Here is a 21,453-nt window from a genome sequence, read left to right as displayed (position 1 = left end):
GGCGGGGCCATGACGAGCGAGGACGGCTGGACCCGCACCACCTGCCCCTATTGCGGCGTCGGCTGCGGCGTGCTCGCCCGGCCGGCGGCGGACGGGCAATCGGCCGAGGTCCGGGGCGACCCGGACCATCCGGCCAATTTCGGCCGGCTCTGCTCCAAGGGCTCGGCCCTGGGCGAGACGCTGGGCCAGGACGGCCGGCTGCGGCATCCGCGGGTACACGGGCTGCGCACCGGCTGGGGCGAGGCGCTGGACCTGGTGGCGGACCGGTTCGCCGCCGCCATCCGCGAGCACGGGCCGGACAGCGTCGCCTTTTATGGCTCCGGCCAGATGCTGACCGAGGACTATTACGTCGCCAACAAGTGGATGAAGGGCTTTGTCGGCACCGCCAATATCGACACCAACAGCCGGCTGTGCATGGCGTCATCGGTGGCCGGCCACAAGCGGGCGTTCGGGTCGGACACGGTGCCGGGCTGTTACGAGGATCTGGAGCAGGCCGATCTGGTGGTGCTGACCGGCTCCAACCTCGCCTGGTGTCATCCGGTGCTGTTTCAGCGCCTGGCGGACGCCCGGCGTGCCCGCGGCACCCGCGTCGTCGTCATCGACCCGCGCGAAACCGCCACCTGCGAGATCGCCGACCTGCACCTGCCGCTGGCACCCGGCAGCGACGTGGCGCTGTTCAACGGCCTGCTGCACCATCTGGCGCTCGGCTGCCATCTGGACCGCGGCTATCTGGACCGCCACACCGCCGGCCTGGAGGCGGCCCTGGATGCGGCGGCGGGCATGAGCCTGGGCCGGGTGGCGGGCCTGACCGGCCTGGAGCCGGTGGCGATCATGCGCTTCTGGTCCTGGTTTGCGGAGACCCGGCGCACGGTCACCGTCTACAGCCAGGGCGTGAACCAGTCCTCGGCCGGCACCGACAAGGTCAATGCGATCCTGAACTGCCATCTGGCCACCGGCCGCATCGGCCGGCCCGGCATGGGGCCGTTCTCGGTCACCGGCCAGCCCAATGCCATGGGCGGGCGCGAGGTGGGCGGGCTCGCCAACATGCTGGCCGCGCACATGGACCTCGCCAACCCGCAGCATCGCTGGCTGGTGCAGACCTTCTGGAATGCGCCGCGCATGGCGGCCTCTCCCGGCCTGAAGGCGGTGGACCTGTTCGAGGCGGTGGCGGACGGGCGGATCAAGGCGCTCTGGATCATGGCAACCAACCCGGTCGACAGCCTGCCGGAGGCGGACCGGGTGCGCGCCGCGCTGGCGGCCTGCCCGTTCGTGGTCGTCTCGGACATGACGGCGGCCACCGACACCGCCGACCTGGCCCATGTGCTGCTGCCGGCCGCGGCCTGGGGCGAGAAGGACGGCAGCGTCACCAACTCCGAGCGCCGGATTTCGCGCCAGCGCCGCTTCCTGCCGCCGCCGGGGGAGGCGCGGTCGGACTGGTGGCAGATCTGCGAGGTGGCCCGGCGCATGGGCTTCGGCAACGCCTTCGCCTATGCCGGGCCGGCGGAGATCTTCGCCGAGCACGCCGCGCTCACCGGGCTGGCCAATGGCGGCGCGCGCGACCTGGACCTGTCCGGTGTCGCCCGGCTCTCGGCGGCCGACTATGCGGTGCTGGCGCCGTTCCAGTGGCCGCGGCCGGTCGGCGATGCCGCCGGGCGGTCCCGGTTCTTCGCCGATGGGCGCTTCTACACCGGCGACGGCAGGCGCGCCTGGTGCCGGTGGTCTATCGCCCGCCGGTGGAGGCGCCCGACGCGGCCTATCCGCTGCGCCTGACCACCGGGCGCATCCGCGACCAGTGGCACACCATGACGCGCACCGCCCGGACGCCGCGCGCTGATGGCCCATAGCGCCGAACCCTTCGTCGAACTGCACCCCGACGATGCCCGGCGCTTCGGCATCGCCGACGGCGGCCTCGCCTGGGTCGCCACCGCCCGCGGCCGGGCGGTGGTGCGGGCGGTGGTGAGCGAGCGGCCATTGCCGGGCACGCTGTTCCTGCCGATGCACTGGACCGACCAGTATGCGAGCCGGGCCCGGGCCAGCGCGCTGATGGCGGCCCACACCGATCCGATCTCCGGCCAGCCGGAGCTGAAGCACACGCCGGCGCGCCTCGCCCCTATCGCGCCGCCTGGCACGCCTTTGCCGTGCTGGCGGAGCCGCCGGAGCCAGGCGCGTTCGACTATGCGGCGATGGCGCCCGTCGCCGGTGGCTGGCGGCTGGAATGCGCCGGCACCGCGCCGCCGGCGGCCTGGGACCGGTTCGCGGCGGCGCTGTTCGCGCCCGCGGACGGGGCCGCGCTGGAGGTGCTGTCCTATTGGGACAACGCCCAGGGCCAGCACCGGTTCGCCGCCTTTCGCGACGGGCGCTGCGCCGGCCTGCTGTTCGCCGGGCGCGAGCCGGTGCGGGTCTCCCGCACCTGGGCGGCGGAGCAGTTGGGCGCCGCCTGCGCCGCGGAAGACCGCTTCCGCCTGCTGGCGGGTCGGCCCGGCGCGGACCGGCCGGACCGCGGCGCCATTGTCTGCGCCTGCCTGAATGTGGGCGCGAACGAGATCGCCGCGGCCGCGGTCGGCGGTTGCGCGAATGTTGACGCGGTGGGCGCCGCCACCGGCGCCGGCACCAATTGCGGCTCGTGCCGCGCCGAAATCGGGAGGCTGATCCATGACCACGCCCTTGCGGAAGCCGGCTGATGCCGCCCCGAACCGGCTGGGCAGACTCGCCAAGCTGCCGGTGTTTTTCGATCTGGCTGGCCGGCGCGCGCGGCGGTGGCGGGCGGTTCAGCGGCGGCGGCCTGGAAGGCGGAATTGCTGGCTGCGGCCGGCGCCGATGTGACCGTCTACGCCGCCGACCTGGAGCCGGAAATGGCGGCGCTGCTGCAACGGGGGCGGCTGCCGGGTCGCTCCGCCATGCGGCGACAGGGCCGGATGCGGCGCGGCGCTGGCCGGGGCCGCGCTGCTGGTCGCCGATGCCGCCAGCGACGCGGAGGCGGCTGGGCTGGCGGCGCTCGCCCGCGCGGCCGGCGTGCCGGTGAACGTGATCGACCGGCCGGGGTTCTGCGACTTTCAGTTCGGCGCCATCGTCAACCGCTCGCCGGTGGTGATCGGCATTTCCACCGATGGCGCCGCACCGATCCTCGGCCAGGCCATCCGCCGGCGGATCGAGGCGCTGCTGCCGCCCGGTCTCGCCGCCTGGGCGGCGCTGGCGCAGCAGGTTCGCGGCCAGGTGGCGGCCTCGCTGCGGTCGGGTGCGGCCCGCCGCCGCTTCTGGGAGCGCTTCAGCGACCGGGCGTTCACCGCGCCACCACCGGCCGATGATGCGGCCGATGGTGCGGACGATGCGGGCCGGTTGCTGGCCGCGGCCGCCGCCGCTCCCGCCGCACCGCGGGGCCGCGTCACCCTGGTCGGTGCCGGTCCGGGCGATGCGGAACACCTGACGCTCAAAGGCCTGCGCGCCCTGCAGTCCGCGGACGTGATCCTGTTCGACGATCTGGTCGGCGAGGATGTGCTGGATCTCGCCCGGCGCGAGGCCAGGCGCATGCTGGTCGGCAAGCGCGGCCGTCGCGACAGTTGCCGGCAGGAGGACATCAACGACCTGATGGTCAAGCTCGCCCGCCAGGGCAAGCATGTGGTGCGGCTGAAATCCGGCGACCCGATGGTGTTCGGCCGGGCCGGCGAGGAAATCGCCCGGCTGGAGGCGGACGGCATCCCGGTGGCCGTCGTCCCCGGCATCACCGCGGCGAGCGCGCTGGCGGCGGGCCTCGGCGTTTCCCTGACCCACCGCGACCATGCCCAGTCGGTGCGCTTCGTCACCGGTCATTCCCGCCATGGCCGCCTGCCGGAGACGCTTGACTGGCCCGGCCTCGCCGACCGGCGCACCACGACCATGGTCTATATGGGCGGCGGCACGGCGGCGGCGTTCGCCACGCGCCTGATCGCGGCGGGCGCGGCGCCGGAAACGCCGGTGGTGGTCGCCCGCGACGTCTCCCGTCCGGGAGAGGCGGTGGAGACGGGGTCGCTCGCCTGGCTTTGCGAGCGCGGACGGGCGGCGGTCGACGGCGGGCCGGTGCTGATCGGCATCGGCGCGGTGTTCGGCCGGGCCGAAGCGCCGGCGCGGCGGGAGAGGCCGTCCCTCGCCATCGCAGTTTGACGTACGACGATGGAATAAGGGCGATGCGGCGGCAAGCCGATTGTCGGCGCCGGTGCCGGGGGTTAACCTGACACCGTATCCCCCCTTTGGGACATGGCCGACCCGATCCTCCGATGGCCAGCCCCAGCCGTTCCGCTCCCCCTGCCGGAGCCCGTGCCAGGATCGCGATGAGAGCCCTAGAACCGATTGTTGCGTTTCGTGGTGTCGAGAAGACCTATGACGGCCGGGTGAATGTCGTCGACAATCTGAACCTGGACATCGAGCGGGGCGAGTTCCTGACGCTGCTGGGGCCGTCCGGCTCGGGCAAGACCACGACGCTGATGATGCTGGCCGGCTTCGAGGCGCCCACGGCGGGCGACATTCTGCTGGCGGGCCGCTCGCTGGCCTCGGTGCCGGCGCACAAGCGCTCCATGGGCATGGTGTTTCAGAACTATGCCCTGTTCCCGCACATGACCGTGGCCCAGAACCTGGCCTATCCGCTGAAGCGGCGCGGTGCCGGCCGGCAGGCCATCGCCGAGGCAATCCGCCGGGCGGTCGACATGGTGAAGCTGACCGGGCTGGAGGAGCGCTATCCCGCCCAGCTGTCCGGCGGGCAGCAGCAGCGGGTCGCCGTGGCGCGCGCCCTGATCTTCCAGCCCGACCTGGTGCTGATGGACGAGCCGCTGGGCGCGCTGGACAAGAATCTGCGCGAGCAGATGCAGTTGGAGTTGAAGCACCTGCACGGGCAGTTGGGCACCACCGTCGTCTATGTCACGCACGACCAGAGCGAAGCGCTGACCATGTCGAACCGGGTGGCCGTGTTCCACGAGGGCATCGTGCAGCAGTTGGATACGCCGGAAGCGCTCTACGAAGAGCCGACGAACAGCTTTGTCGCCAATTTCCTGGGCGAGAACAATGCGCTTGCCGGCCGGGTCGAGGCGGCGGACGACGGCGACGGGCTCTGCCGGGTGCGGCTCGACACCGGCGAGGTCATCCGCGCCCTGCCGGTCAGCCCGGCCGCGGACGGGCGCACGCTGGTCTCGGTCCGCCCGGAACGCCTCAGCCTGCTGCGCGACGGCGATGGCGAGACGGCTGGCAACCGCATCGCCGCGCAGGTGGTGGAGACCATCTATTTCGGCGACCATGTGCGCCTGCATGTGGCGGCGGGCGCGGACCCGATGATGCTGAAACTGCCCTTGGGCGCCGCCGACGGTCTCGGTCCCGGCGCCGCGGTGCATCTGGGTTGCGCGCCGGACCATTGCCGCGCCCTGGACCCATCGGCATGAGCGCCGGCGAGGTCAGCCTGCGGGCCAAGCTGCGCGCCGCCAGCCGGCGCAAGCAACTGACCGCGCTGATGCTGCTGGCGCCGGCCCTGGTGCTGATGCTGCTGGCCTTTGTCTGGCCCATCGGCTCGCTGCTGACCAATGCGGTGCACGCGCCGGAGTTTCGTCAGGCGACGCCGCACCTCTCCGCCTGGCTGGATGCCTGGGACGGCAAGGCCCTGCCCGGCGAGGAAGCGTTTGCGCTGCTGGTGCGGGATTTCCGCGCGGCTTATGCCGACAAGACGCTGCCGCGGGCCAGCACGCGGCTGAATTACGAGGAAAGCGGGCTGCGCAGCCTGGCGATGAAGACCGGGCGCCGGGCAAAGCGGCTGGAGGCGCCCTACAAGGACGCCGTCATCGCCATCGACCCGGACTGGGGCAAGCTGGAAACCTGGCGCTCGCTCAAGGCCGCCAGCGCCCGCCTGACCGACCGGTTCGTGTTGCAGGCGGTGGACCTGGAGCACGATTTCGACGCCGGCATCCGCAGCGTGCCGCCGGAAAAGCAGGTCTATATCGACCGGCTGGAGGTGACGTTCTGGATCGCCATCGTCGTCACCCTGCTGTGCGCCGGCATCGGCTATCCCATGGCCTATGTCATGGCGATGGCGGGCAAGCGGACCGGGCGGCTGCTGTTCATCCTGGTGCTGCTGCCGTTCTGGATCTCGCTCCTGGTGCGCACGGCCGCCTGGGTGGTGCTGTTGCAGAAGGAGGGCATCATCAACGGCGCCCTGCTGGCGCTGGGGCTGGTGGACGCGCCGCAACAGCTGATCTTCAACCGCATCGGCGTCTATGTCGCCATGGTCCATATCTTGCTGCCCTTCCTGATCCTGCCGCTCTACAGCGTGATGAAGAGCATTCCGCGCGACCATGTGCGGGCGGCGGCCTCGCTGGGCGCGCCGCCGCTGAGCGCCTTCCTGACCGTGTATTTCCCGCAGACCATTCCGGGCCTGGGTGCCGGTTGCCTGCTGGTGTTCGTTCTTTCCATCGGCTTTTACGTGACGCCGGCGCTGGTCGGCGGCAGCGCGGACCAGATGCTGTCCGCGCTGATCGCGCAGTCGGCGCTCGGCACCGCCAACTGGGGGCTGGCGAGCGCGCTGGCGCTGGTGCTGTTGTGCTGTGTCGCCGTCATCTATCCGATCTTCGGCCGCTATGCCGGCGCGAAGAACCTGCGGCTGGGCTGAGACGATGGCCGCGGTCCGCCCCTATCGATCCCCGCCGGAGCGGCTCGGCGCCGCCGCGATCCGGGTGCTGGCCGGGCTCGGCTTCGTCTTCATGCTGGCGCCGATCCTGGCGGTGGTGCCGCTGTCGTTCAACGGCGGCACCTATCTGAGCTATCCGCTGCAAGGCTTCTCGTGGCAGTGGTACGAGGCGGTGTTCGCGCCCCGGCCCTGGATGCCGGCGCTCTGGAACAGCGTCATCGTCGGCGCCGGCACCACCGTGCTGGCCACCACCATCGGCACGCTGGCGGCCTACGGCCTCGCCTATGCGGACTTTCCCGGCAAGCGCTGGGTCGGCGCGCTGCTGGTCAGCCCGATGGTGGTGCCGATCGTCATCACCGCGCTGGCGGTCTATCTGGCCTTCGCCCCCTTCGGCCTGGTGCATTCCTTTCTGGGCCTGATCGTGGCGCACACGGTGCTGGCGATCCCGTTCGTGGTCATCACCGTGACCGCGACGTTGCACGGCTTCGACCGCAACATGGTGCGGGCCGCCGCCAGCCTTGGGGCGGGGCCGCTGACCGGCTTTTTCACCGTCACCCTGCCGCTGACGGCGCCCGGCATTCTCTCCGGCGCGGTGTTCGCCTTCGTGACCTCGTTCGACGACGTGGTCGTGGCGCTGTTCCTGGCCGGGCCGGAACAGTTCACCGTGCCGCGGCGCATGTTCAACGCCCTGCGCGACAAGCTCGACCCCAGCATTGTCGCGCTGGCGGTGTTCCTGGTCGGCATTTCCGTCGTGTTGCTGGTGACGATGGAATTGCTGCGCTGGCGCTCCGAGCGCTTGCGGAACCGGCGCCCGACCTGAAATGATCCCAACCGGCACAATACCCACAAGGAGGCTGCCCCCAATGAAACGCCGAATGAAACCCTTGTCCCTTCTGACTGCCGCGGGGCTCCTGGCCCTGACGGCGCTGGCCGGCACGGCCCAGGCGCGCGATTTCACCATTGTCGGCTGGGGCGGTGCCGCCCAGGACCGCCAGCGCGACATCTATTACGCGCCGTTCGCCAAGCAGGAGGGCATTCCCTTCAAGGAGGACACTTATCTGGGCGGCTGGGGCCAGTTCCAGGCGATGCAGGAAACCGGACAGGTGCCCTGGGACGTGGTGCAGGTCGAAACCGCCGAGATGATCCGCGGCTGCGAGGAGGGCGTGTTCGCCCCGCTCGACTGGTCGAAGCTGCCGCCGAAGGACAAGTTCATCAAGAACGCCACCAGCGAATGCGGCGTCGGCGTCATCGTCTGGTCGGTGCTGATGGCCTATAACGGCGACCGGTTGCAGGGCAACGAGCCCACCGGCATGGCGGATTTCTGGGACACCAAGCGCTGGCCCGGCAAGCGCGGCATGCGCCAGGGGCCGAAGCTGAACCTGGAAATCGCGCTGATGGCCGACGGTGTCGCGCCGGACGACGTCTACAAGGTGCTGTCCACCGACGAGGGCGTGGACCGGGCCTTCGCCAAGCTCGACGAGATCAAGCCGCTGGTGCAGTGGTGGAAGGCCGGCGCCCAGGCGCCGGAATGGCTGGCTGCCGGTGACGTGGACCTGTCCATTGCCTATTCCGGGCGCATCGCCAACGCGCAGAAGACCGGCGTCAACCTGAAGCCGATCTGGGACAACACCGTCTATGCCATCGATAGCTGGGTGGTGCTGGCGAAGTCGCCCTATATCGACATGGCGCACAAATACATCAGCTTCGCCAGCGACCCGGCCCGCCAGGCCGAGGCGGCGAAGCGCCTGCCCTACGGCCCGACCCGGGTCGAGGCGGCGGCGATGTTGCCGCCGGACGTGCTGGCGGGCATCCCGGCCGGCCCCAACCTGACCACCGGCCTGTTCGGCGGCTCGCAGGAAGCGAACGACTTCTGGGTCGACCGGCTGGAAGAGCTGACCGAGCGCTGGAACGCCTGGGTCGCCAAATAACGCCGAAATGAGTGCCGCCCGGTTCGGCCCGGGCCTTGGCGTTTGCGAAGGCAGCGCCCGATCCCCTGGGATCGGGCGCTGTTGCCGTTTCGGGGGCGGCGATGCGCCCCTCGATACGGGCCTGCGGCCCACCTCGGGGGGAAGGGCGGACTGGGGACAAGCGGGCGGCGCTCCATCGCCACCCTTCAGGGCCGCATGGTGCCGCCACCCGTCCGCTTCATCCCGAGTAGGCGCGACAGCGCCGTATCGAGGGACGCAGCGCTCTGCCCCCTCTCACGCCTGGGCGCGGATGGCGCGCACCATGGCCTCCACGGCGGCGTCGGGGGGCGTGCCGGTGTCCCGCACCAGGGTGCGCCAGGTGAAATGGCTGAGCGCCAGCGCCAGCATCGGCCGTTCCGCCGGCGACAGCGGCTCGCCCAGCACGGCGGCGCAGGCGGCCATGGTCGGGCCGAGGCGCAGCGCCACGATCTCCCGGGTCGGCGCGTGCGATTCCGCATCGCGCAGCACGCAGGCGGCCAAATCCGCGTTGCGCGCATACCAGTCCCAAACCGCCGCGAGGCCCGTGCGCAGCCGCTCCGCCGCCGGTTCGATGCGGCGCCAGGGCTCCGGGTCGGGCAGGGGGCTTCTTGCCAGCGCCTCCGCCGAGCAGGCCAGCAACAGGCTCCATTCATCGGGAAAATGCGCATAGAGCGTGTGCCGCTGCACCCCCGCCTGCTTTGCCACCCTGCTGAGGCTGGTCTGCGCCGGGCCGATGCTGCGGTGCAGGTCGACCGCGGCATCGACGATCCGCTGCCGCGTCGCGGCTTCCTGCGCGGCGCGCCGTTTTTTGACATAGGGGCGTTTGCCAGGGGACGACCCGCCCGGCGACGGATGGCTCCGGGCGGGGGAGTTGCGGGTCGATGTCGGCATATTCACTGTACAGGCTCGTGCATTAAAACTTGATCGCGGTCCAAATTTCATTATACATATATGTATAATGAAAATGATGCCCTGTCAGCAGCTACCGAGGGAGGCCTCTCATGGCGACGCGGATCGATGAAATTGCCGACGGTGTCTTTCGCCTTTCGACCTTCGTGCCCGAGATCGGGCCGCCGGCCGGCTTCACCTTCAACCAGTTCCTGATCCGCGGCGACGAGGCGTTGCTGTTCCACACCGGGTTGCGCGGCCTGTTTCCGTCGGTGCGCGAGGCCCTGGGCCGGGTGTTGCCGCCGGACTCGCTGCGCTGGATCAGCTTCGGCCATTACGAGGCGGACGAGTGCGGTGCGATGAACGAGTGGCTGGACCTGGCGCCCCGGGCCGAGGTGGCGCACGGCCAGACCGGCTGCATGGTGTCGCTGAACGACATGGCCGACCGCCCGCCGCGCGTGTTGCAAAACGACGAGGTCATCGACCTCGGCAACGGCAAGCGGGTTCGCTATCTCGACACCCCGCACGTGCCGCACGGCTGGGACGCCGGCCTGCTGTATGAGGAGGCTAGCGGCACGCTTCTCTGCGGCGACATGTTCACCCAGTTCGGCGGCGGGCCGGGCGACCCGGCCCTGGTCGAGAGCGACATTGTCGGCCCGGCCATCGTCGCGGAGGACGCATTCGGCTATTCCTGCCTCGGTCCCACCATGGGGCGCACCATCCGCGGCGTCGCCGGGCTGGCGCCGCGCACGCTGGCGCTGATGCACGGGCCTTCGTTCGCGGGCGACGGCGCGGCGGCGCTGAACGCCCTGGCCGACGACTACGACCGGCGCGTCCGCGCCGCCTGATCCCGGATCAGGCGCCAGACCCGCTCCGGCGTTGCCGGGCCGTCCAGGGCGGTGACGCCATAGGGGCGGAGCGCGTCCAGAACCGCGTTGGCGACGGCGGGGAAGCCGGCAATGGCGCCGGCCTCGCCGGCCCCTTTCACGCCCAGCGGGTTGGTGGTGCAGGGGGTGCCGGCCAGCGTCAGGTCGAACGAGGGCAGGTCGTCGGCACGGGGCAGGGCATAGTCCATGAACGAGCCCGCCAGCAACTGCCCGCTCGCGCCGTCATAGACCGCGTGCTCCAGCAGCGCCTGGCCGACGCCCTGGGCGATGGCGCCGTGCGCCTGGCCGTGCACCAGCAGCGGGTTGATGACCGTGCCATAGTCGTCCACGGCGGTGTAGCGCTCCAGTCGCACCGCGCCGGTCTCGGGGTCGACCTCGACCTCGGCCACATGGCAGCCGTTCGGAAAGGTGTGATGCTCGCGGGTGAATTCCTGGAGCGTGTCCAGCGGCTCGCCCTGGCGGCGGGCCTCGGCGGCCACGGCCATCAGGCCGATGCGGCGGTCGGTGCCGGCGATGCCGAACGTGCCGTCCTGGAAGTCGATGTCGGCGGTCGCCGCCTCCAGCATCTGCGCGGCGACGCGGATGCCCTTGGCCTTGATCTGTTCGACCGCGCGATAGATGGCGGTGCCGGCCATCAGGGTGGCGCGGGAACTGCCATGGCCGCCGCCGATGGGGATCAGGTCGGTGTCGCCGGCGCGATAGCGGATCGCCTCGGTCGGGAGGCCCAGCAGGTCGGAGATGATCTGCGGGAAGCTGGTCTCGTGGCCCTGGCCGATGGCCTGGGTGCCGGTGGTGAAGGTGAGGCGGTCGTCCGGGTCGAAGCGCAGTTCCACATTCTCGACCGGCGCGCCGAACGTGGCCTTCATGTGATAGGCGATGCCGAGGCCGCGCGCGCGGCCCGCCGCCGCCGAGGCGGCCTTGCGGGCGGCGAAGCCCGCCGAAGCGCGTGCCATGGCGGCGGCGACATTCTCCGGAAAATGGCCGCTGTCGATGACGGCGCCGACGGCGTTGGTGTGCGGCATGGCCGTCGACGGGACCAGGTTCTGCCGGCGCAACGCCGCCGGGTCGCGGCCGGTTTCGGCGGCGGCCCGGTCGATCAGGCGTTCCATGATGTTGGCGAACTCGCCGAAGCCCGGCCCGCGGGTGACGCCGGTCGGCACCGTGTTGGTGTAGACCGCGCCCACATCCACGTGCAGCGCCGGGATGCGATAGGGGCCGCCCGGCAGCTTCACGAACTGCTCGGTGTAGATGCGGGCCATGCTGCCGGTCAGATAGGCGCCCAGATTGCCGCGGCTCCAGACCTTGAGCGCGGTGAAGCGGCCGTCCGCGTCCAGGGCCAGCTCGGCGCGGGCGTCGTTGTCGCGCGCCTGGTGGTCCGAGACGAAGCCCTCGCTGCGGCTCGCAACCCATTTCACCGGCCGGCCGGTGGCGCGCGCAGCCCAGCAGAGCAGCACCATTTCCGGATACATGAAATTCTTGACGCCGAAGCCGCCGCCGACGTCGGGCGCGTGAAAACGCACGTGCGCAGGCGTCACCCCCAGCGTCTCCGCCACCCGGTCGCGCGCGGCGTGCAGGCTTTGGGAGGAAACGTGCAGCGTGTAGCGGCCGGTGGCGGGATCGTAGAGGCCGATGCCGCCGCGCGGCTCCATGGCGTTGGTGGCGACGCGATGATTGTGCAGGGCCAGCCGGGTCACGTGTGCCGCGGCGCCGAGCGCCGCTTCGGTCGCCGCCGCGTCGCCCACGGCCCATTCCAGGCAGACCCGCTCTGGCTCGCCGGTGGCGAGCGCGGCCGCGATGCTGGTGACGGCGGGCCGGGGGGTATAGTCGACGGCGACCTGCTCCGCCGCGTCCAGGGCCTGGGCGCGGGTTTCGGCGATGACCAGCGCCACCGGCTCGCCGGCATAGCGCACCCGGTCCCGTGCCAGCGGGTGCTGGCTCGGATAGCGGAACGGTTCGCCGGAATAGACGTTGACGCGTTCGTAGGGCAGCATCGGGCCGATGCCGGCGCCGGCGAGATCGGCGCCCGTCAGCACCGCCACCACGCCGGGAGCGGCCAGGGCCGCCGCGGTGTCGACCCGGTCCAGGTCCGCATGGGCATGGGGCGAGCGCACCACCACGGCATAGGCCAGGTCCGGCAGGCGCATGTCGTCCAGATAGCAGCCGGCGCCGATCACGAACCGGGCATCTTCGACGCGGCGCGGACTGTCGCCGATTTTCAGCTTGGGCATGGGCGGGCCTTCCTCCGGGCCGGGCATTCGGATCGGGCCGCGGCGCCTTGTTGGCGCCAGTGTTGCCCCGCTCGCCGCCGCGGTCAATCTTGCCGCCCGGGCGCGGGAGTGTCACCCTGAGAGGGCGGCGTCCGTCGCAGGGGCGCGACGCCGAAGGAGGTTCGCCCATGCAGATCCATCGTGCCGGCTGGACCGGCTCCCGCACCGCGCCCGCCGATGCCTTCACCGGCACGGTGCGGCTCGACCCGCTGATGCAGTCGGAGGCACCCGGCCGCGCCTCGGCCGCGCTCGTGACGTTCGAGCCCGGCGCCCGCACCAACTGGCACACCCATCCGGCCGGGCAGATCCTGGTGATCACCGCCGGCCGCGGCTGGGTGCAGAGCGCCGGCGGCCCGCGCCAGGACGTGGCGCCCGGCGATGCGGTATGGTTTCCGGCCGGCGAGAAACACTGGCACGGCGCCACCGCCACCACCGCCATGTCGCACATCGCCATCACCGAAAGCGTCGACGGCAGCCCGGTCACCTGGCTGGAGCCGGTGAGCGACGCCGACTACACCGCGGCTTGAGGGCCGCCGGCTACACCGCGGCCTGAGAGCCGCCGGCTACACCGCGGCCTGAGAGCCGCCGGACGGAAGGACACTTGCTATGAACCACGTCGCCTCGCCACTGGTCACCCGCACCGATGTGGGGCCGGTCAGCCACGTCACCCTCAACCGCCCGCAACAGGGCAACAGCCTGTCGGAGGCGACCATCGACGCGCTGCACGCGACGCTCTGCGACCTGCGCGAGGCGCGGGACATTGCGGTGATCGTGCTCTCCGGCACCGGCAAGCGCATTTTCTGTGCCGGCCATGATTTGAAAGAGTTCATGGAGGATGGCGGCACGGCCGAGTTCTCCAAGGCCATCGCCGAGAAATGCTCGGCCATGATGCTGGCCATCCGCGAGCAGCCGCAGATTGTGATCGCCAAGGTGGAAGGGGTGGCGAGCGCCGCCGGCTGCCAGCTTGTGGCCGCCGCCGATCTCGCCATTGCCGAGTCCGGGGCGCGCTTTGCGACGCCGGGCGTGAATATCGGCCTCTGGTGCCTGACGCCCATGGTGCCGCTCAGCCGGGCCGTGCACCCGAAGCACGCCATGATGATGCTGGCGACCGGCCGGCTGTTCGATACCGGGTTCGCCCTCGATATCGGCCTGATCAACGAGGCGGTCGCGCCGGAGGACCTGGACGCGACGGTGGAACGCCTGGCCGGCGACATCGCCGCGAAATCCACCTACACGCTGGCGGTCGGCAAGGCGGCATTCTATCGCCAGCTGCAAATGTCGATCGACGACGCCTACGAGTACGCGGGCAATGTCACCGTCCGCAACATGGCCCACCACGACGCGCGCGAAGGCATCCGCGCGTTTGTCGAGAAACGGCCGCCGGTCTGGAAGGGCCGCTGACCGGCAGGATCGCTGACTGGCAGGATCGCTGACGGGCGGGGTTACTGACGGACGGGGTTGCCTTGTGGCCGGGGTGCGTCCAGGCTCCGGTTTCGCGTTGATTCGCTGGTCTTTCCTTCTGCCGTCGGGATAGTCGCCCATGAAAGCCGTTGTCGTCACCGAAGCCGGTGTCAGGATCCAGGACGTTCCCCGGCCCGCGCCGAAGCCGAACGAGGTGCTGGTGCGGGTGCGGGCCTGCGGCCTCAACCGGGCCGACCTGATGGTCGCCTCGGGCATGGCCCATGGCGCCTCCGGCGGGGCCGGCACCATTGTCGGCCTGGAGTTCTGCGGCGAGATCGTCGATCTGGGCGCCGAGGCCAAGGCCGAGAGCACCCTTGCGGTCGGGGACCGGGTCATGTGCGGCGGCGCCGCCGGCTGGGCCGAATATGCCGTCGCCGACTGGGGCCGGGCCGCAAAGCTGCCGGACGCCAACGTCTCGTGGCACGAGGCGGCGACGCTTTCGACCGCGCTCAACACCATGCACAACGCCGTCGCCACCGCCGGCCGCATGACGGCGGGCGAAAGCGTGCTGGTGCAGGGGGCCAGTTCCGGCGTCGGCCTGATGGCGATGCAGATCGCGAAATTCCTGGGCGCAAGCCAGGTCATGGGCACCTCCACCAATGCCGAGCGGCGCGCCAGGCTGAAGGATTTCGGCTGCGATCTGGCGCTGGACAGCCGCGACCCCGGCTGGGCCGACCGGGTGCTGGAGGCCACGGGCGGCGCGGGTGTCGACCTGATCGTCGACAATGTCTCCGGCTACACGGTCAACGACTCGCTGCGCTGCACCAAGGTGTTGGGGCGCATCGTCAATGTCGGGCGCCTGGGCGGGTTCCAGGGCGAATTCAATTTCGACCTGCATGCGGCCCGCCGCATCGACTATATCGGCGTCACCTTCCGCACCCGTTCAATGGCCGAAATCCGCGAGATCAACCGCCGGATGCAGGCCGACCTGGGCGGAGCGGTGGCAGAGGGCAAGCTGCGCCTGCCCATCGACAGCGTCTATCCGTTCGAACGGGTCGCCGACGCGCTGGCGCACATGAAGGCGAACGCGCATTTCGGCAAGATCGTGCTGGAAGGCCCGGCCGACTGAGGCGGGCGCCGCCCGCCTTCAACCGGACGCGCGGCCCAGCACCCGGACCGTGAGGCCGTCGCTGTCCTCGCTGACGCGCGCCCGGATGCCGTAGACCGCGTGCAGGCGCTCCGCCGTCAGCACGGCGGCGGGCGGGCCGGCGGCGGCAATGCCGCCGCGGTGCAGCAATACCAGCCGGTCGCACCAGCGCGCCGCCAGCCCCAGGTCGTGCAGCGAAACCAGCACGCCGCGCCGGTCCCCTGCCAGGCGGCGAAAGGCTTCCATCAGGCCCAGCTGGTGCGCCGGATCGAGGCCGGCGGCGGGCTCGTCGGCCACCAGCAAGGGCGCCTGTTGCGCCAGCGCGCGGGCGATCAGCACCCGGGCGCGCTCGCCACCGGACAGGGCCGTCGCCGGCCGGCCGGCGAGAGCGGCGACCCCCATGGTGGCCATCGCCTCCGCGACGGCCTTGCGGTCCGCGGCCGAGGCGCGGGCGAGGCCGCCGCGGTGCGGCAGGCGGCCGAGAGCCACCAGGCGCTCGACCGCAATGGGCCAGGCGATATCCCGCTCCTGCGGCAGCCAGGCGGCGCGGCGGGCGCGTTCCGGCGGCGGCAGGGCGTCCAGGGCGTCGCCGCCCAGAGTGACCGTGCCGCCGGCGCGCGGGATCAAGCCCAGTGCGGCGCGCAGCAGCGTGGTCTTGCCGGCGCCGTTCGGGCCGATCAGGCCGACCACCTCACCGGGCGCGACCGAGAGCGCGGCGCCGTGCAGCACGGTCGTGGTGCCGCGCCGCACGCTCAGATCGGCAACAGTCAGCAGGTTCATGCGGCCTCGCGGCGGGTTTTGAGCACGAGCCAGGCGAAGAAGGGCGCGCCGATCAGCGCCGTGACCACGCCCAGTTTCAGGTCCCGGTCCGGCGCGATCAGACGCACCGCCAGGTCGGCGGCCAGCAGCAGCGTCGCGCCGCCCAGCGCCGAGGCCGGCAGCAGCCGCGAGGGCGCCGCCCCCACCAGCGGGCGCAGCAGGTGCGGGACGACCAGGCCGACAAAGCCGATGGCGCCCGCCACCGCCGTCGCCGCGCCCACCGCCAGTGCGGTGCCCAGCACCGCCAGCAGCCGCACCCGGCCGAGGCGTACGCCCAGCGCCGCCGCGGCGTCCTCGCCCAGGGTCAGGGCGTCGAGGCTGCGCGCGGTCAGGGCCAGCAGCAGCCAGCCCGCCAGCATGAACGGGGCGGCCAGCGCCACATGCTGCATCGACCGGTCGGCGAGCGAACCCAGCAGCCAGAACATGATCTCATAGGCCGCAAACGGGTTCGGCGACAGGTTCAGGGTCAGCGACACCAGGGCGCCCGCCAGGCTGGAGACGGCGATGCCGGCCAGGATCACGGCCAGCGAGCCACCCTCGCGCCCGGCAATGGCGAAGACCAGCGCCACCGCCACCACCGCGCCCGCCAGGGCCATGAGCGGCAGGGCCAGCGGCGCGAAGGCGGCGAGGCCGGTGTAAAAGGCCAGCACCGCACCGACCGCCGCCGCGCCGGACACGCCGATCAGGCCCGGCTCCGCCAGCGGGTTGCGCAGATAGCCCTGGAGCACGGCGCCGGCGAGGCCGAGGCTCGCGCCGACGCCGAAGCCCAGCAGCGCCCGCGGCAGCCGGATTTCGCGCATGACCAGCGCCAGCGCCTCCTGGCCCGGTGCCGGGTCGAACAGCGCCTGCAGGCTCGCCCCGATGCCGGCGCCGGACGGGCCGGTCAGCAGCGACGCCGCAAACAGGGCGGCGGCCGCCAGCCCCAGCAGGGCCAGCAGCAGCGGGTAGCGGATTGGCTCAGTCATGGCCGGGGCGCTTGGCCGCCAGCGCGCGCCGCACCGCCGCCAGCCGTTCGACGGCGTCCACGGTGGCCGGTGTGGCGCAGGTGGAGGCCGCGCCGCTGACGGCGACGCGCAGATTGCCGGCGACGAGGGCGCGCACCGCCGGATGGTCCAGCACCGCCTCGCCCATGGACGGCCGGCCATAGCGCTCCGGCAGCAGCAGCAATTGCGGGTGGGAGAGGGCCAGCAGTTCCAGCGGCAGGCGCGCGGTTTGGGAGAGGCCGCGTTCGGCCGCGATGTTGCGCAGGCCCGCGGCCTCGATCACGGCATGCATCAGCGTGCCCGTGCCGGCGGTGTAGCTGTTGGCGTCGAAAAACACGGCGCGGATCGGCGGGCTTGCGGCGGGAGCGGTCTCTGCCAGCGCCCCGAGGCGGCGTTCGACCGCGGCGGCGAGTCGCTCGGCCCGCGCCGGCCGGCCCAGCAGCCGGCCCATGCGCCGCAGGTCGGCGGCGATGGCGGCCAGGTCGCTGGCGGCGTCGAACCGTTCCAGCCGCACGCCCAGGCGTCGTAGCAGGCGCACGGTGACGGGGGTGGTGTAGGCGCCGGCCAGCACCAGGTCCGGCTTCAGGCGAAACACATCCTCGGCGCCGCCGCCGGTGGTCGGATAGGCCATGGCCGCCTCCGCCAGGGCGGAGGATTGCGGTTCGCGCGCCAGTTGGGAGACGGCGACCAGCTGGCCGGGTTCGGCCACCAGCATGGCCAGCTGGTCGGTGCAGACGTTCAGCGACACGACCCGCGCGGGCGGCGCGGTGCCGGCCTGGACGGGTGCGCTCGCAAGCCAGACCAGCCCGGCGAGCGTCGCCGGAAGCATGCGGCGCCCCGCAAAGCGGATCGCCTTGGAGGCCAGCGGATTCATGTCTGTCTCACACCGACCGCCGTCTCTGCGTCAACCGGGAGGGAAGGGGGCCGGCCTAGGCCGCCTCTTCTTCCGCGGCGCGTTCGGCCTCGCGCTTGTCGAGATAGCGTTCCACCGACTTCACCATGGGCTCCATATGGTTGCCGAAGGTGTGGGTCGCGCCGGGAATGCGCTCGAAGTCGATGGAAATGCCACGCTGGGCGCGCAGCTTCTCCACCAGTTTCTTCACCGCGTCCTCCTGGACGATTTCGTCCTGGCCGGCATGCAGGAACAGGCCGGAGGACGGGCAGGGCGCCAGGAAGGAGAAGTCGTAAATGTTGGCCGGCGCACCGATGGAGAGGAAACCGCCGATCTCCGGCCGCCGCATCAGCAACTGCATGCCGATCCAGGCGCCGAACGAGTAGCCGGCCACCCAGACATTCTTCGCGTCCGGCTTCAGCGACTGCATCCAGTCCAGCGCCGCCGCGGCATCGGACAGTTCGCCTTCGCCCCGGCTGTAGGCGCCCTGGCTGCGGCCGACGCCGCGGAAGTTGAACCGCAAGACGGAAAACCCGCGGCGTTTGAAAATCTGGAACAGCTCGTACACCACCCGGTTGTTCATGGTGCCGCCGTGCTGCGGGTGCGGATGCAAAATCACCGCAAGTGGGCCGTTTTCATCGGCGTAATGGTGATACCGGCCTTCCAGGCGGCCGTCCGGTCCGTTAAAGATGACCTCAGGCATAGGGCTTTGCTCGATCCCTTTATTGGGTTGCTGCGCAATAGCGACACGCGCGCCCTGCGATTGGAACGCCGGCGCGGCATGAGGGTTTTCGCCTTACTGTAAACGGAAATATATAGCACGCACTTCGAAAATTGCACGTGAAAACGACTTTACGATACAATTGCATGTCAATGACCCGCGACGCCGCCTATCTCGACCACAACGCCACCGCGCCGGCAAAGCCGGGCGTTGCGGAGGCCATGGCGGATGCCGTGCGGCTCGGTGGCAATGCGTCGTCGGTACACCAGCGCGGCCGCGCGGCCCGCCGCCGGATCGAGGCGGTGCGGGCGCAACTGGCGGCTGCGCTGGGCGCGCGGGCGGCCGACATCGTCTTCACCAGCGGCGGCACGGAGGCCAACCGGCTGGCGCTGACCGGCGCCGGGCGGGGGCGCTTGCTGGCGAGCGCGGTCGAACATCCCTCGGTCGCGGCCTTCTGTGCGAGCGGGCATCGGCTGCCGGTGGATGCCTCCGGGCGGGTCGATTTGGCGCGGCTCGAGGCGGCGTTGGCGGGCGGCGGCGCGGGCGTTTTGGTCTCGATCATGCTGGCCAACAACGAGACCGGCGTGATCCAGCCCGTGGCCGAGGCGGCTGCCATCGCGCATGCCGCCGGGGCGCTGCTGCATTGCGACGCGGTCCAGGGGCTGGGCAAGCTGCCGGTGGATCTGGCGGCGCTGGGCGCCGACCTGCTCACCGTGTCCGCCCACAAGATCGGCGGGCCGGCCGGGGTGGGGGCGCTGGTGCTGCGGCCGGGGCTCGAACTGGCGGCCAACCGCGCGGCCGGCGGGCAGGAGCAGGGCCGGCGGCCCGGCACCGAGAATCTGGCGGGGATTGCCGGCTTCGGCGCGGCGCTCGACCATCTGGCGGCGATGCTGGCCGATGCGGAGCGGCAACGGGCGCTGCGGCAGCGGCTGGAGGCGGCGGTTCGGAGCGAGGCGCGGGTGTTCGGAGAACAGGCGCCGCGGCTCGCCAACACGGTCTGCCTCGCCATGCCGGGGGTGCCGGCGGAAACCCAGGTGATGGCGTTCGACCTGGCCGGCTTCTGCGTCAGCGCCGGCTCGGCCTGTTCCAGCGGCAAGGTGCAGGCAAGCCCGGTGCTGGCGGCGATGGGCGTCGCCCCGGACCTGGCCGCCAGCGCCATCCGCGTCAGCTTCGGCACCGAGACGACCGCAGACGAGATCGACGCTTTTGCGCGGGCGTGGAAACAGCTTTTTGCGCGCAAACGGGCCGCGTGAGACGGGTGACAGTCGGCCTCGGCGGCCCTATGTGTTGCTGTGTCATGACCCAGGCCATCTATCTCGACTATCAGGCGACGACGCCGACCGACCCGCGCGTGCTGGCGGTGATGCTGCCCTATTTCAGCGAACGGTTCGCCAACCCGCACTCGGTCGAACACGCGCTTGGCCGGGCGGTCGAAGCGAAGGTTGAATCGGCACGTGCGGAAATCGCCCGGCTGATCGGCGCCGAGGCGCGGGAGGTGGTGTTCACCTCCGGTGCGACCGAGGCGAACAACATGGCGATCCTGGGCGCCGGGCGCTTCCGGGCCAGGGCGCCGAAGCCGCGCAGCCATGTCGTTACGCTGGCGACCGAGCACAAATGCGTGCTGGAATGCGTGCGCCAGTTGCAGCGCGAGGGGCTCACGGTCGACATCCTACCGGTGCAGCCGGACGGCCTGGTCGACCTGGACCTGTTGGCCCGCACCGTCACCGAGAACACCGCCCTGGTTTCGATCATGGCGGCCAACAACGAGATCGGCGTGTTGCAGCCCCTGGCCGCGATCGGCGCGCTCTGCCGCGAGAACGGGGCCTGGTTCCACACCGACGCGGCCCAGGCCTTCGGCAAGGTGCCGCTGGACGTCGATGCGCTGAACATCGACCTGCTCAGCGTGTCCGGCCACAAGGTCTATGGTCCCAAAGGCATCGGTGCGCTTTATGTCCGCCGCCGGCCGCGGGTGCGGCTGGAGCCGTTGTTCCATGGCGGCGGCCAGGAACGGGGCCTGCGCTCCGGCACGCTGCCGGCGCCGCTCTGCATCGGCCTGGGCGAGGCGGCGCGCATCGCCGGCGGGGATATGGCCGCCGATGCCGAGCGCCTGGGCGCGCTCAGCGACCGCTTGTTGCAGACCATCCGCCAGGCCCTGCCGGCGGTGCGGGTGAACGGCAGCCGGGAGCACCGCCTGCCGCACAATCTGAACCTGACCTTTCCGGGCGTGGACGCCCAGGAATTGCTGAAAGCCGTGCCGGACCTGGCGCTTTCGACCGGGTCCGCATGCTCTTCGGCGGCGGTGGAGCCGTCCTATGTGCTGGCCGCACTGGGGCTGTCGGAGGCCGACGCCCGCGCCTCGGTCCGGTTGGCGCTGGGGCGGCCGACGACCGGGGCGGAGGTGGACCGGGCGGCGGAATCCCTGATCGCGGCGGCCCGTACCCTGCAACAGGCGCGGCCTGCGGCCGAATAGCGGAGCCGGCGCGGCGACGCCGTGCTTGCGGGCCGGCGTGCATTGCGGCTATGGAGGCGGTATGCCAAAGATTACCTTTATTTCCCCGACCGGCGAGCGCACCACGCTGGAGCCGCCGGCGGGCCTGTCCCTCCTGGAAATCGCCCGCCGGTACAATCTCGATATCGAGGGCGCCTGCGAGGGGTCGCTCGCCTGTTCGACCTGCCACGTCATCGTCGATCCGGAATGGTTCGACATGCTGGACGAGGCCTCCGAAGACGAAGAGGATATGCTCGACCTCGCCTTCGGCCTGACCGAGACGTCGCGGCTCGGCTGTCAGATCATCCTGACGGAGGAACTGGACGGTCTGGTCGTGACCCTGCCCGCCGAAACCCGCAACATGCTGGGATAACGCC

Annotated in this window: 17 protein-coding genes and 2 pseudogenes; 13 read left to right on the top strand and 6 right to left on the bottom strand. The window is 71.2% G+C overall.

What is annotated here, in order from left to right:
• The first annotated feature begins 9 nt into the window (after positions 1–9).
• The 6 genes and pseudogenes from H6844_16865 to H6844_16840 all read left to right on the top strand — a co-directional run bounded on the left by H6844_16865 (position 10) and on the right by H6844_16840 (position 8,565).
• A pseudogene (locus H6844_16865) lies at positions 10–2,681 on the top strand (molybdopterin-dependent oxidoreductase).
• A pseudogene (cobA, locus tag H6844_16860) lies at positions 2,653–4,137 on the top strand (uroporphyrinogen-III C-methyltransferase). Before H6844_16865 ends, cobA begins: the two co-directional pseudogenes overlap by 29 nt.
• Positions 4,138–4,304: 167 nt before the next feature.
• The gene (locus tag H6844_16855; GenBank protein ID MCB9931075.1) at positions 4,305–5,402 is read left to right on the top strand and encodes an ABC transporter ATP-binding protein; all 1,098 of its coding nucleotides are present in this window, start codon (positions 4,305–4,307) and stop codon (positions 5,400–5,402) included.
• A complete protein-coding gene (locus H6844_16850) occupies positions 5,399–6,619 on the top strand; it encodes an ABC transporter permease (GenBank protein MCB9931074.1) in 1,221 nt (406 codons plus the stop codon). Before H6844_16855 ends, H6844_16850 begins: the two co-directional genes overlap by 4 nt.
• Before the next feature lie 4 nt (positions 6,620–6,623).
• Complete coding sequence (locus tag H6844_16845) at positions 6,624–7,457, top strand: ABC transporter permease (GenBank protein ID MCB9931073.1); 834 nt, start codon at positions 6,624–6,626, stop codon at positions 7,455–7,457.
• Positions 7,458–7,512: 55 nt separating this feature from the next.
• Positions 7,513–8,565, top strand: a complete 1,053-nt coding sequence (locus H6844_16840) for an ABC transporter substrate-binding protein (GenBank protein MCB9931072.1) — start codon at positions 7,513–7,515, stop codon at positions 8,563–8,565.
• A 273-nt stretch (positions 8,566–8,838) separates the two neighbouring features.
• On the opposite strand, the gene H6844_16835 is transcribed toward H6844_16840, so the two are convergent.
• On the bottom strand, positions 8,839–9,474 hold the full coding sequence (locus H6844_16835) for a TetR/AcrR family transcriptional regulator (GenBank protein ID MCB9931071.1): 636 nt from the start codon (positions 9,472–9,474) through the stop codon (positions 8,839–8,841).
• A 110-nt stretch (positions 9,475–9,584) separates the two neighbouring features.
• Between H6844_16835 and H6844_16830 the strand changes: the two genes are divergently transcribed.
• Positions 9,585–10,319 (top strand): MBL fold metallo-hydrolase, encoded by a 735-nt coding sequence (locus H6844_16830; GenBank protein MCB9931070.1) that lies wholly within the window; start codon positions 9,585–9,587, stop codon positions 10,317–10,319.
• On the opposite strand, the gene H6844_16825 is transcribed toward H6844_16830, so the two are convergent.
• Positions 10,292–12,586: a xanthine dehydrogenase family protein molybdopterin-binding subunit gene (locus H6844_16825; protein ID MCB9931069.1), complete on the bottom strand. Its 2,295-nt coding sequence runs from the start codon at positions 12,584–12,586 to the stop codon at positions 10,292–10,294. The genes H6844_16830 and H6844_16825 overlap by 28 nt on opposite strands.
• 167 nt (positions 12,587–12,753) lie before the next feature.
• Between H6844_16825 and H6844_16820 the strand changes: the two genes are divergently transcribed.
• The 3 genes from H6844_16820 (at position 12,754) to H6844_16810 (ending at position 15,155) form a co-directional block, all read left to right on the top strand.
• The gene (locus H6844_16820; GenBank protein ID MCB9931068.1) at positions 12,754–13,152 is read left to right on the top strand and encodes a cupin domain-containing protein; all 399 of its coding nucleotides are present in this window, start codon (positions 12,754–12,756) and stop codon (positions 13,150–13,152) included.
• A 79-nt stretch (positions 13,153–13,231) separates the two neighbouring features.
• Positions 13,232–14,026, top strand: a complete 795-nt coding sequence (locus H6844_16815; GenBank protein ID MCB9931067.1) for an enoyl-CoA hydratase — start codon at positions 13,232–13,234, stop codon at positions 14,024–14,026.
• Between the two features lie 139 nt (positions 14,027–14,165).
• Positions 14,166–15,155: a zinc-binding dehydrogenase gene (locus H6844_16810; GenBank protein MCB9931066.1), complete on the top strand. Its 990-nt coding sequence runs from the start codon at positions 14,166–14,168 to the stop codon at positions 15,153–15,155.
• An 18-nt stretch (positions 15,156–15,173) separates the two neighbouring features.
• On the opposite strand, the gene H6844_16805 is transcribed toward H6844_16810, so the two are convergent.
• The 4 genes from H6844_16805 to H6844_16790 are packed head-to-tail and all read right to left on the bottom strand — an operon-like array spanning position 15,174 to position 18,570.
• Positions 15,174–15,953, bottom strand: a complete 780-nt coding sequence (locus tag H6844_16805; GenBank protein ID MCB9931065.1) for an ABC transporter ATP-binding protein — start codon at positions 15,951–15,953, stop codon at positions 15,174–15,176.
• Positions 15,950–16,957, bottom strand: a complete 1,008-nt coding sequence (locus tag H6844_16800; GenBank protein ID MCB9931064.1) for an iron ABC transporter permease — start codon at positions 16,955–16,957, stop codon at positions 15,950–15,952. The genes H6844_16805 and H6844_16800 overlap by 4 nt, the downstream gene beginning before the upstream one ends.
• Entirely contained in the window at positions 16,950–17,849 is a 900-nt protein-coding gene (locus H6844_16795; protein ID MCB9931063.1) for an ABC transporter substrate-binding protein, read from the bottom strand. The genes H6844_16800 and H6844_16795 overlap by 8 nt, the downstream gene beginning before the upstream one ends.
• 55 nt (positions 17,850–17,904) lie before the next feature.
• Positions 17,905–18,570: an alpha/beta hydrolase gene (locus H6844_16790; GenBank protein ID MCB9931062.1), complete on the bottom strand. Its 666-nt coding sequence runs from the start codon at positions 18,568–18,570 to the stop codon at positions 17,905–17,907.
• Between the two features lie 170 nt (positions 18,571–18,740).
• Here H6844_16790 and H6844_16785 point away from each other — a divergent pair, with 170 nt between their 5' ends.
• From H6844_16785 to H6844_16775, 3 genes are all read left to right on the top strand, one after another.
• The gene (locus tag H6844_16785) at positions 18,741–19,841 is read left to right on the top strand and encodes a cysteine desulfurase (GenBank protein MCB9931061.1); all 1,101 of its coding nucleotides are present in this window, start codon (positions 18,741–18,743) and stop codon (positions 19,839–19,841) included.
• A gap of 29 nt (positions 19,842–19,870) precedes the next feature.
• Entirely contained in the window at positions 19,871–21,058 is a 1,188-nt protein-coding gene (locus tag H6844_16780) for an aminotransferase class V-fold PLP-dependent enzyme (protein ID MCB9931060.1), read from the top strand.
• 61 nt (positions 21,059–21,119) lie between these two features.
• A complete protein-coding gene (locus H6844_16775; protein MCB9931059.1) occupies positions 21,120–21,449 on the top strand; it encodes a 2Fe-2S iron-sulfur cluster binding domain-containing protein in 330 nt (109 codons plus the stop codon).
• Positions 21,450–21,453: the final 4 nt, after the last annotated feature.

The organism is Alphaproteobacteria bacterium (genome assembly GCA_020638555.1).
In the GTDB taxonomy this organism is placed as follows: Bacteria; Pseudomonadota; Alphaproteobacteria; order Bin95; family Bin95; genus JACKII01.
This window is presented reverse-complemented; position numbering and strand designations above follow the sequence as displayed.